Annotated in this window: 16 protein-coding genes; 4 read left to right on the top strand and 12 right to left on the bottom strand. The window is 73.8% G+C overall.

Annotation, left to right across the window (positions count from 1 at the left end):
• Positions 1 to 34 precede the first annotated feature (34 nt).
• The 8 genes from AB5J87_RS33560 to AB5J87_RS33525 are packed head-to-tail and all read right to left on the bottom strand — an operon-like array spanning position 35 to position 8,108.
• Positions 35 to 1,318, bottom strand: coding sequence for a zinc ribbon domain-containing protein (locus AB5J87_RS33560; protein WP_369382425.1), 1,284 nt, complete (start codon positions 1,316 to 1,318; stop codon positions 35 to 37).
• A complete protein-coding gene (locus tag AB5J87_RS33555) occupies positions 1,315 to 1,824 on the bottom strand; it encodes a phage tail protein (RefSeq protein WP_369383749.1) in 510 nt (169 codons plus the stop codon). Before AB5J87_RS33555 ends, AB5J87_RS33560 begins: the two co-directional genes overlap by 4 nt.
• A gap of 53 nt (positions 1,825 to 1,877) precedes the next feature.
• The gene (locus tag AB5J87_RS33550) at positions 1,878 to 3,836 is read right to left on the bottom strand and encodes a putative baseplate assembly protein (RefSeq protein ID WP_369382422.1); all 1,959 of its coding nucleotides are present in this window, start codon (positions 3,834 to 3,836) and stop codon (positions 1,878 to 1,880) included.
• Positions 3,836 to 4,306 (bottom strand): GPW/gp25 family protein, encoded by a 471-nt coding sequence (locus AB5J87_RS33545; RefSeq protein WP_369382419.1) that lies wholly within the window; start codon positions 4,304 to 4,306, stop codon positions 3,836 to 3,838. The genes AB5J87_RS33550 and AB5J87_RS33545 overlap by 1 nt, the downstream gene beginning before the upstream one ends.
• 43 nt (positions 4,307 to 4,349) lie before the next feature.
• The gene (locus tag AB5J87_RS33540; RefSeq protein WP_369382417.1) at positions 4,350 to 6,257 is read right to left on the bottom strand and encodes a VgrG-related protein; all 1,908 of its coding nucleotides are present in this window, start codon (positions 6,255 to 6,257) and stop codon (positions 4,350 to 4,352) included.
• Positions 6,257 to 6,976, bottom strand: a complete 720-nt coding sequence (locus AB5J87_RS33535) for a LysM peptidoglycan-binding domain-containing protein (RefSeq protein WP_369382415.1) — start codon at positions 6,974 to 6,976, stop codon at positions 6,257 to 6,259. The genes AB5J87_RS33540 and AB5J87_RS33535 overlap by 1 nt, the downstream gene beginning before the upstream one ends.
• Positions 6,977 to 7,023: 47 nt before the next feature.
• Positions 7,024 to 7,446 carry a phage tail protein gene (locus AB5J87_RS33530; protein WP_369382412.1) on the bottom strand — a complete coding sequence of 141 codons (423 nt, stop codon included), beginning with the start codon at positions 7,444 to 7,446 and terminating at the stop codon, positions 7,024 to 7,026.
• 41 nt (positions 7,447 to 7,487) lie between these two features.
• A complete protein-coding gene (locus tag AB5J87_RS33525; protein WP_369382409.1) occupies positions 7,488 to 8,108 on the bottom strand; it encodes a hypothetical protein in 621 nt (206 codons plus the stop codon).
• A 106-nt stretch (positions 8,109 to 8,214) separates the two neighbouring features.
• Here AB5J87_RS33525 and AB5J87_RS33520 point away from each other — a divergent pair, with 106 nt between their 5' ends.
• Together AB5J87_RS33520 and AB5J87_RS33515 are read left to right on the top strand one after the other, a co-directional pair.
• On the top strand, positions 8,215 to 9,000 hold the full coding sequence (locus tag AB5J87_RS33520; protein WP_369382406.1) for a hypothetical protein: 786 nt from the start codon (positions 8,215 to 8,217) through the stop codon (positions 8,998 to 9,000).
• A gap of 1,179 nt (positions 9,001 to 10,179) precedes the next feature.
• A complete protein-coding gene (locus tag AB5J87_RS33515) occupies positions 10,180 to 11,136 on the top strand; it encodes a hypothetical protein (protein WP_369382403.1) in 957 nt (318 codons plus the stop codon).
• Here the strand turns inward: AB5J87_RS33515 and AB5J87_RS33510 are convergent.
• The 4 genes from AB5J87_RS33510 to AB5J87_RS33495 form a co-directional block, all read right to left on the bottom strand.
• Positions 11,085 to 11,243, bottom strand: coding sequence for a DUF6760 family protein (locus AB5J87_RS33510; RefSeq protein ID WP_369382401.1), 159 nt, complete (start codon positions 11,241 to 11,243; stop codon positions 11,085 to 11,087). The two genes, AB5J87_RS33515 and AB5J87_RS33510, sit on opposite strands and share 52 nt — an antisense overlap.
• Entirely contained in the window at positions 11,240 to 11,734 is a 495-nt protein-coding gene (locus AB5J87_RS33505; protein ID WP_369382399.1) for a hypothetical protein, read from the bottom strand. The genes AB5J87_RS33510 and AB5J87_RS33505 overlap by 4 nt, the downstream gene beginning before the upstream one ends.
• Positions 11,734 to 12,180, bottom strand: coding sequence for a phage tail protein (locus AB5J87_RS33500; RefSeq protein WP_369382397.1), 447 nt, complete (start codon positions 12,178 to 12,180; stop codon positions 11,734 to 11,736). The genes AB5J87_RS33505 and AB5J87_RS33500 overlap by 1 nt, the downstream gene beginning before the upstream one ends.
• A 71-nt stretch (positions 12,181 to 12,251) precedes the next feature.
• The gene (locus tag AB5J87_RS33495) at positions 12,252 to 13,859 is read right to left on the bottom strand and encodes a phage tail sheath subtilisin-like domain-containing protein (RefSeq protein ID WP_369382395.1); all 1,608 of its coding nucleotides are present in this window, start codon (positions 13,857 to 13,859) and stop codon (positions 12,252 to 12,254) included.
• A gap of 274 nt (positions 13,860 to 14,133) precedes the next feature.
• Here AB5J87_RS33495 and AB5J87_RS33490 point away from each other — a divergent pair, with 274 nt between their 5' ends.
• Complete coding sequence (locus AB5J87_RS33490) at positions 14,134 to 14,817, top strand: DUF4157 domain-containing protein (protein ID WP_369382392.1); 684 nt, start codon at positions 14,134 to 14,136, stop codon at positions 14,815 to 14,817.
• A gap of 119 nt (positions 14,818 to 14,936) precedes the next feature.
• Positions 14,937 to 16,349, top strand: a complete 1,413-nt coding sequence (locus AB5J87_RS33485) for an RICIN domain-containing protein (RefSeq protein ID WP_369382390.1) — start codon at positions 14,937 to 14,939, stop codon at positions 16,347 to 16,349.
• The last annotated feature ends 7 nt before the right edge of the window (positions 16,350 to 16,356 follow it).

The raw sequence follows: 16,356 nt of genomic DNA, 5'->3' as shown, positions 1-16,356 counted from the left end.
GCCCGCAGCCATGTCCGGATGAACTCGGCGCGGGTCAGAGGTGGTTGGAGTTGGACCGGCCGAAGAACTCGATCTCCGCGATGGACACCTGCTTCTTGTCGGAGGCCCCGTACGACGACTCGACGGTGAAGCGGACCTTGACCACCTCACCGACCCGGAACGAGCGGCGCTGGCCGCCCGAGCCCTGGTCGAGGGTGATCTCGCGGGTCGAGGTCTTGCCGTCCTTCTTGGTGATCGTCGCCAGCAGGCGGTGCGGCAGGGCCGACTCGCCCGCCCGCTCGGGGCGGGCGGAGACACCCGGGGTGAGGATCACGTCGAGCAGCCGCGTCGGCTCGTCGAAGCTCGCCTCGATCCACTGGCCCTGGCCGGGCCCCGCGACGCCCGGCCCCCACCAGGTGTTGCTCTTCTTGTCGAAGGCGAGCTGGGGCGGGTGGTCGGGGAAGGAGCGGGACGCCCGCATCGAGTCCGGGGCGACCGGGGCGCGCTTGGCGAAGTGGTCGCGCCCGGCGTTGACGGCGTCCGGGATGTAGAGGATGCCCAGGACGATCAGCGTCACGGCGACCACCGCGCCGACCCAGGTGCCGATCCGGTCGAACACCCGGCGCAGCGGCGGCCGTTCACCCGCCCACGGCACCTCCCGGTCGCGCCGGAACAGCCGCCGCCACCAGGGCAGGCGCCCCGGCGGAAGCGGCGCGGCCTCGTCGGCCAGCGGCATCGCGCACCGGCCGCAGAAGTGCCGGTCGGGCCGGTTGGGCGTGGCGCACCACCGGCACGGCGGGCCGGTCACGGCCTCTGTGTACGGGCCCGGGCCACGGACCTGCGGCCGTTCGGCGTCGGGGCGGCCCGGCAGCACGGGGGCGACCGCCGGGGGCGGGGTGGCCGCCGGGGGCTCGGGGTCGGCGACGGGCACCAGGAGCTGACGCGCCCGGTCGCTGTCGCTCTCCGGCGGGGCGCCGGCGCCGTCCCGCGACGGCACGGGCTCCACCGGAACGGTGGGCGCGGTGTCGTCCGCCGCGCGCGGGGCGGGGACCGCCGGCGGGGCCTCGGCGGGGCGCCGCGGCGGGTCCGGGACCGCCGGGGGCCGGCCGGTCCCCGGCGCGGGGTCGCGCTCGGGCGCGCCCGTCGCGTCCGCCGGGCGCGGCGCGGGGGCCGCGGGCCCCGGGCGCTCCAGGGTGTCCCGCGCGGTGGCGCTGTCCGCGGCCGGACGGGCGGTGTGGGCCGCGGCCCGGTCCCAGCCGAGCACGGCACCGCAGGAGTCGCAGAAGGACTGTCCCGGCTCCGCGCGGGTGCCGCATTCGGCGCAGTGTGGGGTGGTCATCGCTGCGAGATCCTCTCGGCCGTGGTCACTTCGACGGTGTAGGGCATGTGGGCGGGGCGGGCCGCGGCGACGAGCGCGTCCAGGCGGTGGGTGTCGGCGGGCGTGGGGTCGGGCAGGGGCAGGGTCACGTGCAGATGGGGGCGCTTCGCCCCGGGGAACGCGCCCAGGGGGCGCGCGCTCCAGGCGGCGCCGCCGCTCTCGTCGATGTGGGGCGTCACGCCGAACGCGAGCCGCACGGACTCGGCCAGGCCCTGCCGGGTGCCGCGCACCCGGTGCAGCCGGGCGGCGGCGGCGACGGCGGCCCGCAGCCGGTCCTCGGGTTCGGTGCCGTCGGTCTCCGCGCCGACCCAGGTGCCCAGCCACCGCGCGAAGTCGACGGGGGTCAGGGCGGGGTCGAAGTAGGTGTCGAGGCAGTCCAGGACGTTGAGGATGGGGGCGATCACGTCGTCGAGGCCGCCGACGAACCGCTGGGCGAGGTCGTCGTCGGCGAACACGGCCGGGAGCATGGTGCCGATGGGCACGGACGAGCCCAGCCCGTCGACGGAGCCCCTGCCGCCGCTCACGCCGAATCCCCGATGACGCGGACCCGGTGGTCGTAGGAGAAGACGAGCGACGGCGCGTCGAGGTCGATGCGGTCGGTGGGATCGCCGCGTTTGCCGGTGAGCGGGTCGGCGGGGTGCAGGACGACCTGGTCGACCAGTTCGACGCCGGGGACGCGCTGGAGCACCGCGAAGACCTCGCCGGACTGCACCGGACGGCCGAACGGCCAGCCCCGCCCGTCGGCGCCGCCGGTGAGCGGGTCGAGATGGCGGTAGAGGGCGTCGTGGGCCTGGCGGCGCACCCGGTCGGTGTCGACGCCGCGGAAGGCGTGCACGGTGGCGACGACGGTGACGCCCTGGTAGTAGGGCGGGCCCACGGCGAGACGGGTGCCGATCAGGCGGCGCTCGTCGAGATGGCGGGTGATCCGGCCCAGCAGGTCGTCGCCGGGGACCAGTTGCTCGAAGCGGAGCCGGCCGCCGGGGTCGGGCACGGCCTGCGGGACGACCACGACCCGGACCGCGTAGGCGCCGTGTTCGCCCTCCTCGCCCTCCAGACAGGTGATCCGGGCGGTCTCGGGGGCGGCGCGGCGGGCGAGCTCCTCGTAGTCGCGCAGGGTGACGGCGCGCTCCTGGGCGCGCAGGGTGATCGGCGCCCTCAGCTTGGCCTCCTCGACCGTCTCGCCGTCGACACCGCCGCGCGCGGCCTCGCGGTTGACGACTTCGGAGACGTACGGGATGGAGGTGCGCAGCACCTGGACGGCGCCACGGGCCACGTTGCCGGCGCGTCCGCCGCCGGTGCGGTAGCGGCGGGCGCGGATCACGGCCCCCTTGGGGGCGACGGCGCCGTACTGGCGCAGGGTGCCGTCGGGTTCGCGGACGGCGGGGCCGAACGCGATCTCGCCGGTCGCCGCGTCCAGGGTCACATGGCGGTCGCCGGGGCCGGAGGCGGCGAAGTGGGAGACGACCTGCCAGTCCTGCCAGCCCTCGTGCGCGGCGGTCTGGAGCAGCAGCGGCGGGTCGTCCGCGACGACGGGGACGTTGACCAGGCGCAGCCGCTGGCCCGGCAGTCCGGTGGACTCGCCGAGCGCCTCGTCGTGGACGGTCTCGGCGTGCACCGCGCGGGTGGTGCCGCCGATGGTGAACGCCTCGGCGGAGCGGATGGTGGGGGTGGTGGTGTAGAAGGGCTGGCCGGTCAGGGGTTCGCTGACGCGGCAGCGCACCCAGCCCGCCTCGTGGCCGCCGTTGCGGGACAGGACGTGGCCGCCCGGGATGTGCAGCACGACGTCGCCGGGGCGGTTGAGGCCGCCGGTTCCGTCGCGGTCGACCTCGCAGGGCTGCCAGCCGTCCTCGGTCCACGCCTCCCACACCAGCGGCGGCTGGCGGGGGTCGACGCCGACGCCGTCGACCCGGCTGTCGAGTTCGAGCGCGAGCGCGCAGTGCGGGACGGCGGCGGTCAGGCCCAGCAGCATGCAGTCGCCGGGGCAGGGGGCCTCGGCGAAGCACGCCACGTCCCGGCCCTCGACGAGGTCGATGGTGCGGTCGGCGACCGGCCGGCCCTGGTGCTGGACCACCAGGTGCCCGAGCGAGCAGGGGACGACGGCCAGTTCGCGCTCGGTGGCGAAGACGACCGCCTCGTCTCCTTCGGTGCGCAGGGTGGAGACCTCGGTGCCCACCGGCACGGCGATGGCCTCCTCCTGCGGCGCGGACAGCCAGAACGTCACCTCGCTGCGGGCCGCCGCCGGCGGGAAGAGGGTGATGCCCACCAGGTCGAGGAAGGCGAGGTGGTTCTTCTCCGGAACCCGGTTGAGGCGGTAGACGATCTGGTCCGCCATGTGCGCGACCGTTTCGATCAGGGTGACGCCGGGATCGGAGACGTTGTGGTCGGTCCATTCCGGGGCGCGCTGCTGGATGTAGCGCTTGGCGTCGTCGACGAACTGCTGGAAGCGGCGGTCGTCGAGGTTGGGAGAGGGCAGGGACATCAGCGGTCGCTTTCGGGGTGGTTACCGGGGCCGGGCGGTCCGCCGGGACCGTCCGATGAGCCCGGCGGACCGGGCTCGTCGTGGGAGGGGATGACGTAGAAGGGGAAGACGAGGCTGCGCGGGTTGTTGGTGCCCCGGATCGAATAGCGGACGTCGATGTACAGCACGCTCTGGTCGCCGCCGGTGGTGACCTCGACGTCCTGGACCTCGATGCGCGGCTCCCAGCGGTCGAGGCTCATGTACACCTCGTGCTGGATGCGGCCCGCCGTCTGCTCGTTGACCGGAGCGAAGACCAGGTCGTGGATGGCGCAGCCGAACTCGGGGCGCATGGGCCGCTCCCCGGGCGCGGTGGCCAGTACGAGCCGGATCGCCTCCTCCACCTCCCGCTCGCCGCTCACCAGCGCGATCCCGCCGGTGGGCCCGATGCGCAGCGGGAACGCCCAGCCGGAACCGACGAACTGTTCGGCCATCAGCCGTACACCTGCCTTCCAGAACTCCTCGCCCGACGGCCGCTCACGGGGGCGGCACCACGACCGGGAAAGTGGTCACTTCGAACGTCGGGGAGACGATCATGGTGTTCATGGCCTTGATCGTCGTGTTGAGGGCGGCGCCGACCTGCACACTGGCGCCGCCCATGAGGTTCAGCAGGCCCCCGGCGTCCACGACCACGGCACCCGTCGCGTTCAGGGCCATCGCGCCCCCGGCACGCATGTTGACCGTGCTGCCGCCCTGGATGTTGAGCGGCCCGCCGCTCTTGATGGTCAGGCTGCGGGCGGCGCTGAGCGTCAGGTCGGTGCCCGCCCTGACCGACACCGAGCGCCCGCCCTTGATGCTGACGGCGCCCGCGCTGTCCACGGTGATCTCGGTCTTGGTGCGGTCGAGGTTGATGGTCAGCCGGTCGTTTCCGGTGGCGATCCGCACACCCTGTCTGCGCATGCCGGTCTGCTGGCTGAGCAGGTCCACGCGGTTGCCCTTGCGGTCGGACACGGTGTGCCTGCTGGCCTGCTTCTTCAGCCCGTAGTGCAAGGGGGCGTCGTTGGGGGTGGGTTCGTCGCGCCCGTTGTAGAGCCCGCCCAGTACGAAGGGGTGGTCCAGGGCTCCCCGGTCGAAGCCGACGAGCACCTCGTCGCCCACGTCCATGGGGAAGATGCCGCCGCCGCCCTTGCCGCCCCACTGCACCACGCGCGCCCAGTCGCTGACGTAGTTGTCGTCCAGCCAGGGGAACGTGAGCTTGACCCTGCCCTGCTCCAGGGGGTCCTGGACGTCGGTGACGAGGGCGTTGACCACACCGGGCAGCCGGGCGGCCTCCCCTCCCCCGCCGCCGGAGGCCAGTCCGTACATCGAGCGCCACTGGCGGCCGGTGACGGTCACCAGGGACTCGTAGTGCTTGTTGTCGCCGAAGATGTGCTGCACGGAGGTGACGGTGTACTTGCCCTCGAAGGGTTCGCCCACCTTGGCCAGCGCCACCGGCACTCCCGGGCGCAGCTTGGGGTTGCCGCGCACGACGACCTCCACCTCGGCGAAGGACGAGGTCACGTCGGCGGCCAGGGCCTTGGCGGCGTGCCGCACCTCGCTGACCGTGTCGTAGGGCGCTTCGGTCTGGACGAGCTTGGCGGACGCGAACTTCCGCGCGATCTTGCCGGGTTCGATGCCGATCCCGATGCTCGCGTCCGTACTGATCCGCTGGGTCTCCTTGATCTTCCTCTTGGTGGTGACGTTCCAGCCGCGCGACTCGACCTGGTTGACCTGGTCGGCGGCGGTGACGGCGGCGCGCAGCCGCAGGATGTCCCGGCGCGCCCGCAGCACGAACGGGTTCTGGTCGCTGTCGGCGTTGGGCGAGGGCGCCCCGGACGACGGCTTCGGCTTGACGAAGTTCAGCCGCCCCTTGGAGTCGAGCGACATCACCATCTGGTTCTCGTCGGCGAGCCGCGCCAGGAAGTCCCAGTCGCTGACGTTGGGCTGGCTGAGGAACTCGTACAGCGTCTGCGTCGTCTCGATGCGGCCGATGCGCACGCCGTTCTGGCCGGCGATCGTGCGGGCGATGTCGGAGGCGAGCTGGTTGCGGTACGCCATGACCCGGCGCTGGCGCATCAGCCGGTGCCCGTAGTCGTAGCCGCGGATCACGGTGAAGGTGCCGCCGCCGTCGTAGTCGGCCTCCATGGCGGTGACCTCGCCGGTCAGCAGGGGAACGCCGTTGCCCTGGCCGTCGGCGATCGGCGTGATGACCACTTCGGTGCCGAACTGCACGTTCATCTTGGCCAGGACCAGCCGGCCGGGGTCGCGGAAGGTGAGCCGGAAGGCGGCGGGCACGCCGGCGCCCTGGTCGACCGTGCCGCCCACCAGGAGCGGGGCGATGTCGGGCAGCAGCTGCTTGCCCCGGAAGGTGACGTCGAGGACGGTGGAGAAGGCGGTGGGCGACATCAGCGACGCACCTCCTCGGCCGCGGGCAGGATGAGTTCGGCCCCGGACCCCAGCCGCGACGGGTCGTCGATGCCGTTCGCCTCGGCGATCGCCCGCCAGGCGTTGGCGTCCCCGTACTGGCGCCACGCCAGCGACTGGAGCGTGTCACCGGCGACGACCCGGTGCACGCGCTGCACGGTGAGCGCGCCCGACGTCGGGTTCTGCCGCTTCACCTTCGAGGGGATCTCGTGCAGACGCATCTGGCACATGGCGCGGATGGGCACACCGGTGGTGCTGAACAGGGAGTACGCCGCCTCCACCGAGGAGACGTACGCGGTGAACCGGGCCGTCGAGAACGACCCCCACTCGAAGACCACCCAGGGCGGCGACGGCTGGTCCGCGTCGATGCTCAGGTCGGTGGTCTCGCAGCAGCTCAGCAGCGTGTCGACCTTCTTCAGGACCGTCTTCTCGGTCGGTTCCTCGGAGGTGTCGAGGAAGATCTCGACGGTCATCTCCCGGGGTTCGGGACCCATGAACTCCGGCTTGGAGCCGTCCCGCACGGCCGCCGTGGGCGTCACCTTCCACTGGGCGCGGCGGCTGATCGAGAGCTGCGCGGGGTTGAACTCGAAGCTGAACGTCTCGATCAGTCCACCGGGTGTGGTGCTGGTGCCGAGCGGGGGTTCGTGGATGGCCAGGGTGGCGCGTACCAGGCTCTTGCCCGCGCCCTTGCTCTTCGGCATGTGGTCTTCCTCTGCGGTCCTTCGTCCTGTGGGCCTGCGGGCCGCCGTCAGTCGGTGAAGCCGTGGTGGGCTATCTCCAGCACCTCCGTGGCGACGGCCGGGCTCGCCGGGTCGAGGGTCGGCCCCGTCCAGCTGACGGGCAGGACGTCGATCAGCCCCCAGCGGGCGACCTGCGAACCGTCCGCCCGCAGGGCCGCGATCTGAGCGGTGGGCCGTTTGACCCCGGTCTGCACGGACGAGATCCACTTGGCGACCTTGGTGGTGTCCGGGGTGAGCGGACGGGTCAGCCGGATGGTGGAGAAGGTGACGCGGGTGGGCAGCGCCCAGACGAACCCGTTGTTGCCGCCCTCCTGCCGGTGCTCGATCTCCACCTGGGAGGACAGCCCGTCACACCCGTTGAAGTAGCCCAGGCTCTCGCCGTCGATGGAGAGGCTGAACCAGATGGTGGAACCCGGGTCCTGACGGGACATCGGATGCGCCTTTCTGTCTTGTGGTGGTGCGTCGCCGCCGGTCAGCGGCGGGTGTCGCGGAGTCGGCCGATCCGCTCGCGGTCCAGGCGCAGCTCTGTACGGATGTGACGGGTGATGCGTCCGCTGATCCGGTGCACCAGCTCGTCGAGTTGGAATTCGGTGAGTTCACGGGGGTTGAACGCCCCCTTGGGCACTTCGGTGTATCCGGGCGGCGGTTCCGGCGTCCCCGACGCTTCTACGGGACGCGCCGGGTACCCCGGCGGGGCGCCGCCGGGCGGCAGCGGGCTGTAGGCCGGGAGCTGCTCGGCGGTGTCGTGCCTCGACCGCCCGCTCGCGGACTGGCCGTTCGACGGCCGGTGCAGATGCGCGAACGTGCTGCCGACGGTCGACGAAACGGCCGAGGCCAGAGCGCCGATGGTCTGTCCGAGCTGGCGCTGGACGGCGGGCGCGCCCGGGTTGCCGGGTGCCCTCGTCGGAGCCGTCGCAGGCGCGGCCGGGCCGGACGGGAGCAGCGCGGGCGTGCGCTGCGTCGGCGGAGTGAGAGCGGTGACGGCAAGAGGGGCCCGGCCGCCCGCGCCACTGCCGGAGGCGGCGGGGCGCAGGAGGGGCGCCGCCTTGGGCGGCACGGAAGGGGTGTGCGGGGCGCGCTGGACGGGACCCACGGGGGGAGCGGGAGGCATGGCCGGGGGCGGCGGGGGCGGGAACGAGCGCGCCGCACCGGGCGCGAAGGCGGGAGCCTGCGGCGACGGAGACCCACCCGGTCCTGTGGTGGCGGAGCCGAAGGACGGGGGCGCCGCGGACGTCGTGGAGGCGGCCCGCTGTACCGGCGCCGAGCCACGGCTGACGGGGGACGGCGCGCTCCGGGCACCGAGCGGGAGGCTGTCGGCGGGCGCGGCGGTGAGAGGCGCACCGAGCGGAGAGCGCCGGGCCTGGGCGGGAGCCGGAGCAGCGGGACCGGCCGGGGCCGGGGCGGCCGAAGTGCGGGCGGCCGGGGCCGGGTTGGCGTGCGGAACGGTCCGGGCGGGGCTCGCGCCGGTCGGCGCCGACGCGAGGGGAGCGCCCAGGCCCACCCGGGGCGCCGAGACGCTGCGCTGGACCGGGCGGGTGGCCACCGCGTCGCCGGCCGGGCGCGCAGCACCGGACCGCTCCCCCGCCGGAGCGGAAGGTGAGGCGGAGGCCGCCTGCGGGAGCGAGCTCTGGACCGGCGGTGCCACGGAGGCGACAAGAAGTTCCCTGCTCTCTGCGGCAGTCGGGGCACGGCCCATGCGCCCGGGGCTCATCGGCTCGGACACGGGGGCGACCGGCACGGCGGCCGGGCTCGCGGTGGAGCGCTGCACCGGCGCCGCGGTCGGACGGGGAGCCGTCGGCCGCGGTGCGGAGTGCTCCTGGTTCGCCGCAGCCGGGGAGGGCGGGGCGGCCGAGGTCCGCGCCGCCTGCGGTCGGCCGGGCGACGCGGTCTGCCGCTGGACGGCCTCCGCTGCCCTCGGCGCGTCGGCCGAGCGGCCGGGGGTGGGCGGGCGCGGCGCCGCGAGGGGTTTCCGCGGGGCGAGTTGACCGTCCCCGGTCTGCACAACGGGGGCGGGAGTGGTCGGGGGCGTGGCAGGGGTGGCCGACTCCGGGGCCGCGCCAGGGGCCCGGTCGGCACCGGACGTACGGGAGCCGCCGGACGTGCGCGGGGCAGCGGGCGACCGGGGGGCCTCGGGCGTACGGATGCTGCCGGACGGCCGGGGGGCGTCGGGATTCCGGGGCGCGCCGGGGGCACCACCACTGCTGGATGCGGCGGTGGACTTCCGCGGGGACACGGACCGCTGGACCGTCGCGGACGGCCTGGGCGTGCCGACTGCGGTACCGCCGTCACCGGCCCCACCGCTGACGGCCGCGCCACCAGCCTGGCCAACAGGACTGTCCAGAGCAGGAGTTGAACGCTCCACAGCCCGGGAAACAGTGGTGCTCGCGGGCTCGGGGCGGCTGCCGCTCGGAGTCGCGGTCCCCCTGCGGGAAGCGGGCGACGGGCGCTCGCCACCGACGCCGGGCGCGGGCACGCTCGCCGACGCGCTGTGCGGCGTCGGCGCAGACCGGGTGCCGGGCACAGCACCCGTGGACCCGACACCCTCCGTGGCCCCGGAACGTCCGGCGGGCCGGACGGCTTCGGTGGCACCGGCCCGTTCCACGGATCGGGGCTGCTCGGTGTGGCTCGGCCGCTCGACGGGCGCGGGCCGCTCGGGCCCGTGCGTCCGGGCCGCTCGACGCACCGGGGCGTCAGCGGGCCTCGCACCGGTCGGCGTGGCGGGCGCCGCAGTGGCGCCGGGCTGGGCCGAAGGGCCGGATCCACGCGTGGCGGGTGCCGAAGCGGGCGGCGGGGTCGTCGCCCGCTGCACCGGGGCGGCCGTACCGGGCGCGGGAGCTGGCGCGTTGGCGGGCGAGTCGGCGGCACCAGTCGCCGTCTGGGGCCGCGTCCGCGCCGGGGCGGCCGTACCGGGCGCGGGAGTTGACCCCGCGCCGCGCGAGTCGGCGGCGTCGGCGCTCGCCTGCGGGCGCACCGGGGTCGTTCCCGGCGCGGGGGTCGGCGCGGCACCGGCCGTCGTTTCGGGGCGCACCTGCGGGGGCTGCGGGGCGCGCGAAGACTGGGGGGCCGACGCAGGCTGTGGGGCCTGCGGGGGCCGGGGTGACGCGGAACGCTGCACCGGGTGCCCGGCAGCCGCGCCACGGTCCGGGGCAGCCGGGGAGACAGCAGTGGCAGGGACCGGCCGCTCGGCGGCGGAGGCCCGTGCGGCCGGAACGGACGCGGGCCCCCGGTCGCCGGACGGACCGGCCGAGGGCGCGTCGCCGGAGCCGGTCCGGCTCTCGCCGGACGACGGCGCGGCCACCGGGGAGGCCGGTGGCGCGTCCGTCGTCCGACGGGTGGCGGGCAGGGCGCGTCGCTGCACGGCCGTCGCCCCGGTCGGCGCCTGCGTCAGCGAGGGCCGGGGCCGGGACGGGGCGGACGACACGGGGGTCACCCGAACACCCCGGTCACCCCGGACCGGCGCGTTCACCTGCGCCCCTGACGGCTTCGCTCCCACCGCCGACGCGGCCGGTCGCGCGGCCCGCTGGACCGGTGCGGACGACGCCCTGGCCGGGGTTACGGGCGCGGCGCCCGCCCCGGCGGCCGTGGGCACGCCGGGGGGCGGCGGCGCCGGGGTCCCGGTCGCCGCCGGTATCGCGCGCAGCGGCGCGACCGGCATGCGCTGGGCCACGGGTGCCGCCTTGGAGCCCAACGACCCGGTACGGACGGGCTGTTCACCCGCCGCGCCGGGCTGCCGCTCGGGCGCGGTGAATCCGGCCGCGAGCAGACCGCCGCTCGCGGCCGGGTCCAGTACGGCCGGGGACGGCGCCCCCATGAACGACGGGTTCTGCCACGTCGGCAGACGGCCGCCGAACCCGGCGTCCGCGACCCCGGCGCGCGTCCCGCCCGTCACCCGCTGGATCGGCGGGAGCTGCGGCCAGGCGGCGACGGTGGCGGGCGCGGCCGTCACGGCGTCCGCCGCGCGCGGGCCGGGGCCCGTGGGCACGGCGGCGACCGGGCCGGCACCGGCCGTGCCGGTGCCCTCCCCCCGCTCGTCCCGACGGCCTCGCAGCCGGTCCAGGATTCCCACTGCTCAGCCCTCCCCCGCGCCGCGCGCCACCAGGGACGCGATCTGGTCCGTGTAGCGGCGGCGGTCGTGGTGCTCCATGTCCAGGATCGTTTCCAGGCTCCAGTGGAAGTGGTAGGCGACGTACGCGATTTCCTCGTGCAGCCGGTCGGTCGCGTACGTCACGATTCCCCCAGGCGGCTCCCGCCGAGTTCCACCTCGAAGGGCTCCGAGCAGTGCGGGCATCTGACGGCCGCGCGGGTGTGGCCCTCCGCGTTGATCTGCCGGTAGAAGTCCTGGAGGAACGCCAGGTCGGAGGCGAACATGTTCTCCACGATCCCGTCGTGCACCATCGACAGGGTGCCCAGCCGGGTGATGACCCGGCCGAGCAGCACCACCGACAGGTACGCCGGGTTCTCCTGGACGCGCACGTCGCGCAGCGGGACGAGTTCGTCCCGGGCGGTGGAGAGGCGCATCACGCCTTCCCGGTGCACCGTGCCGGAGTCGTCCACGTAGCCGCGCGGCAGCTCGAAGGGGAACTCGGTGCGCAACTCCTCCCGGACGGCGACCGGTTCCGGCGCGGGGGGTGCGACGACGGGAGTCGGCTGGGGGTCGCCGACTCCCGCCGCCGCGGCTCGGGGAGCGGCGCCCGACTGCGAGGCGGTGGAACGCCGCATTATTCGATGACCAGTTCTTCGAACACGATGGTGACGGTCTCGGTCAGTGCGGCGGCCTCGCCGGCCTTCACGGCGCTCGCGTCGATCTTGCTGCACCAGGCATTGCGCAGGTTGTAGCGCTTGACCGGGTTGTCCTCGTAGTCCATCAGGATGATCGAGGCGTTCTTGCGCGCCGTCGCCATCCGGCCGTTGATGGAGTCGTTGATCCACTGGGTGAAAGAGGAGGACTGGGTCATGCCGCGCACGACCGTGCACTGGCCGTCCTTCTGCGTACCCGGCAGCAGCGCGATCTCGTTCTTGCCGGTCGCGCCGTTGTTCTGCGGGTACTTGATGACGTCCTGTTCGAGGCTGAGGCCGCTGACCTCGGCGAGGTACTCGACCATCACCCCGTCGATCTGGAGCCCGAAATTGTGTGAGGTGAGGGAGTCACCCGGCTGGAGAGACATCTGTTCGCTGTCCTTCTACGGAAGAAGTGGGAGGGGTCGCTGCGGGAGGAGCACCGGAGCCGGTGCCGGGGCTACTCCTCCAGCTCGCCGCTGCCACTGGAGAACTGCGCCAGCCGGAAGATCACGAACTCGGCGGGCTTGACCGGCGCGATGCCGATCTCGCACACGACCCGGCCGACGTCGACCGACTCCGGCGGGTTCGTCTCCTCGTCGCACTTGACGTAGTACGCCTCGCTCGGGCTCTGGCCGAAGAGCGCGCCGCTGCGCCACTCGTTGACCAGGAACGCCGAGACGTTGCGCCGGATCCGGGCCCACAGGTTGTGGTCGTTCGGCTCGAACACCACCCACTGGGTGCCGATCAGGATCGACTCCTCCAGGTAGTTGAAGTACCGGCGGATGTTCAGGTAACGCCAGGCCGGGTCGGAGGAGAGGGTGCGGGCACCCCAGACGCGGATGCCGCGGCCGGGGAAGGCCCGGATGCAGTTGACGCCGATGGGGTTGAGGAGGTCCTGCTCGCCGCGGGTGATCTGGAGTTCGAGGTCGACGGCACCGCGCACGACCTCGTTGGCGGGAGCCTTGTGCACCCCGCGCTCCGAGTCGTTGCGGGCCCAGATGCCGGCGACGTGACCGCTCGGCGGAATCAGCCGGGACCGGCCCGACGCCGGGTCGAACGTCTTGATCCAGGGGTAGTACAGGGCCGCGTACTTGGAGTCGTAACCGGCCGTCTCCTGGCGCCACACGCGGATCTGGCGGGCGTTGAGCGAGGGCGGCGGGTCGATGATGGCGACCCGGTCGCCCATCAGCTCGCAGTGGGCGATGAGTCCGAGCTGGACGGCCTTGACGGCCTCCAGGTCGATCGCGCCGCGCTCGTAGGCCGCCATCAGGTCGGGGACCGCGACCATGGAGATCTCGTCGATGGCCTCCAGCCCGCCGAAGCCCGTACGGTCGGCGGAGTCGCCGAGGTAGTGGGCCGGGCCGGGGTGGGCGGCCTCGTCCGGGACGTTCTCCACGGGCGCGACGGGCTCGGGAGCGGGCGGCGCGGCCAGCGCCACGGTCTGGTTGTCCGGCCGGACCAGCTGCGCCGCGGGCGCCGCCTCCGTCACCGTGATCAGCTTGGACTGCTCCTTGACCTGCGTGACGACGTAGGCCCGGTTGCCCTTCTTGGCGCTGACGTCGAAGGTCTCGACGGGCTTGCCGCCGTCCTTGACGATCAGCTTGAACCGCTCGGCGGGGCCCTCGCCCTCGGGATCGGCGACCTCGACGCTCAGCGGACCGTTGGTGCCCGTGGCGGTGGCCGTCACGGCGAACGTGCCGAGCTGCGCGGGCTCGGCGGCGGGCAGCGCGGCCGGGGCGGCGGCGCCCCGCACGGCGGCCGGGCCGGACGCCTCGGCGCGGCTGTCGGCGGCGCCGTCGGCCGAGCCGCCGACACGGACCACGTAGGCGGCGGAACCGCCGTTGTTGAAGAACCCGTACACCGAGTGCGCGAGGTAGTAACCGTCGGCGAAGTCGCCGAAGGACGCCACGTACTGACTCCAGTTGGTCACCAGTGTCGGCTCGTTGAGCGGTCCGGTCGGGGCGAGCCCGACGAAGGCGGCGACCGACGTGCCCACACCCTCGATCGGGCGCGAACCGCTGGCCACCTCCTCGACGTAGACGCCGGGCGACAGATAGGACGGCATGCTCTGCTCTCCTCGGGGTACGAGACAGGACTCTCTTCACTCTGATGCGAGTGGTGCCCGTGTCGAAACGGCCCCAGGTGCCGGGACGGGGGCAGGGCCGTTGCCCCTTGCGGTGCCCATAAGGACACGTTCGGGCGGCGGCGTACGGGCGCGGGGCCGCGCGAGCGCACGGCCGCCGGGGATTCTGCCCCCGCCGCTGCCCCCGATGCCCTTACGGTGCCCGAGCTCCCGCGGCAGGGTGGACGGTCCACACGTCCACCCGGGAGGGAGCGCCGTGCACGCGTACGGAAGCCGCAGCCAGCAGGGCGACGAGCGGGCGCCGGGCCGCCCCGCGCGCCTGCCGCAGACACCGGGACGGTCGGCGCCGGAGATCCAGCGGCTGGCCGGGAACGCCGCGTTCGCCAAGGCCGTCGAGGCGCAGCGGCACGCGCACGGACCGGGCTGCGGCCACACCGACGCGGCGCAGGCGCCGGTCCAGCGGCGCATGGCGGTGCCCGAGAGCGCCCACGACCACGGCCATGATCACGACCACGACCACAAAGCCGAGGTGGAGCCCGGTATGGACTCGATAGCGGAGGCGACCTCCACCCCCGGCAAGCGGCTGCCTTCGCGGATCATCGAGACGGCCGAGGCGCACTACCCGATGAAGTTCGGCCATGTCCTGATGCACAACGAGCCCGTGGCGCAGCGGTCGGCCGAGGCGTTCGGCGCCCGGGCCTACACCACCGGCTCCCACATCGTCTCCAGCGAGACGCAGCTCGACGACGAGACCATGCTGCACGAGGTCGACCACGTCTACCAGCAGGCCATGGGGCAGGTGGCGGGCACCGCCAACAAGGCGGGGGCGAAGGTCTCCGACCCCAGGGACTCCTTCGAGCGCAGTGCCGCGGCGAACGGCAAGCGCATGGCCAACGGCCAGGCCCCCGATCTGAGTCTGCCCGGCGGTGGCGGCGCGTGAGACGGCCCCGGCCCCGCGCGTGCGCCGGGCCGCGAGGGCAGGCCGGCGGGTCGGACCGGGCAATTCACCGTGTCCGAACGGCTCCTGACAGCACGGCGGGTTCGGCCTAGCTTCGCCGTGTGAGCCTTTGGACTTCCCTGGAACCCGCGTCCGCGACCGTCGACCCCGGCAGCACCACCCGCGTGCGCCTGCGTGTCCGCAACACCGGTGACGTGGTGGACGAGTACCACTTCGAACCCGTCGGCGGACCCGCGCCCTGGACCACGGTGGAGCCACGTTCCCTGCGGCTCTACCCCGGCACGACGGGGACGGTGGAGCTGACGTTCGCGCCGCCGCGCACCCCGGACGCGACGGCCGGACCCACCCCGTACGCGGTACGGATCACTCCCACCGAGCATCCGCACGCGGTGACCGTTCCCGAGGGGAACCTCACCGTCACGCCGTTCAGCGAAGTGCGCGCGGAGCTGGTGCCGGTGACGGTCAAGGGGCGGTGGCGGGGACGGCCGCGCCTGGCCGTGGACAACCTCGGCAACACCAAGCTGACCGCGTCGGTCGGCGGCAGCGACACCGGGGAGCACCTGACGTACGAGGTCCGCCCCGCCTCGCTGCAGATCGAGCCGGGCCGGGCGGCGTTCGTGGACGCGGTGCTCAGGCCGCGGCGGATCATCTGGTTCGGCTCCAAGGAGGAGCGGCCGTTCACCCTGGCCGTCCGCCGCTCGGGCGCCGAGCCCACCCCGGTGAACGGCACCTATGTGCAGCGCGGTGTCCTGCCGCGCTGGCTGGCGACCTGCGTCGGCCTCTTCATGGCCCTGGCGATCACCTTCGTCATGCTGTGGATCGCCTACAAGCCGCAGGTGCGCAGCAGCGCCCTGGAGCAGACCCAGCAGGCGGGCAACACCCTCGCGCCCAGCCCCCCGCCCTCGGCGCCGCCCGCCCCCGCCAACCCGGCGCCGACCCCCGACAAGCCCCGCGAGAACGGGAGCGGAGGCGGGAACGGAGGTGGTGGAGGGGCACCGGCCAAGCCCAAGAAGCCCGCCCCAAAACCCATCGTGCCTGCCACCGACATCATGCTGCGCAACACCACCACCAAGATGTGCGCGGAGCTCCCCGGGCACGGCAAGGGCGAACTCAACGGTCCTGTCCAGCAGTCCACCTGCAATGAGACGGGCGACAACCAGATCTGGAACCTCGAAGTGTCGGACCCCAAGGGCGGTCCGGGCGGGGTGCCGCTCTTCGTGATCCGCAACGTCACGGACCAGCTGTGCATGGACCTGCCCTACAACGGCGCCGCACCGGTCACGACGCCCATCACCGAGTTCACCTGCAACACCACGACGGGCGACAACCAGCTGTGGTGGATCCAGAAGCAGGACAGCGGCGCCTACTGGATCCGCAACTTCGCCAGTGACAACAAGTGCCTGGACGTGGCGGGCATGAGCGACGGCGGGGTCGACGCCAAGCTGACGCTCTTCGACTGCACCAACACCGACGACCAGGAGTGGCAGGTCGTCCACCCCTCGAAGACGGGCTGAGTCCGCC

The organism is Streptomyces sp. cg36 (assembly GCF_041080675.1).
Lineage (GTDB): Bacteria > Actinomycetota > Actinomycetes > Streptomycetales > Streptomycetaceae > Streptomyces.
Note: the sequence above shows the minus strand (reverse complement) of the source record. Positions and strands in the feature narration are given on the sequence as shown.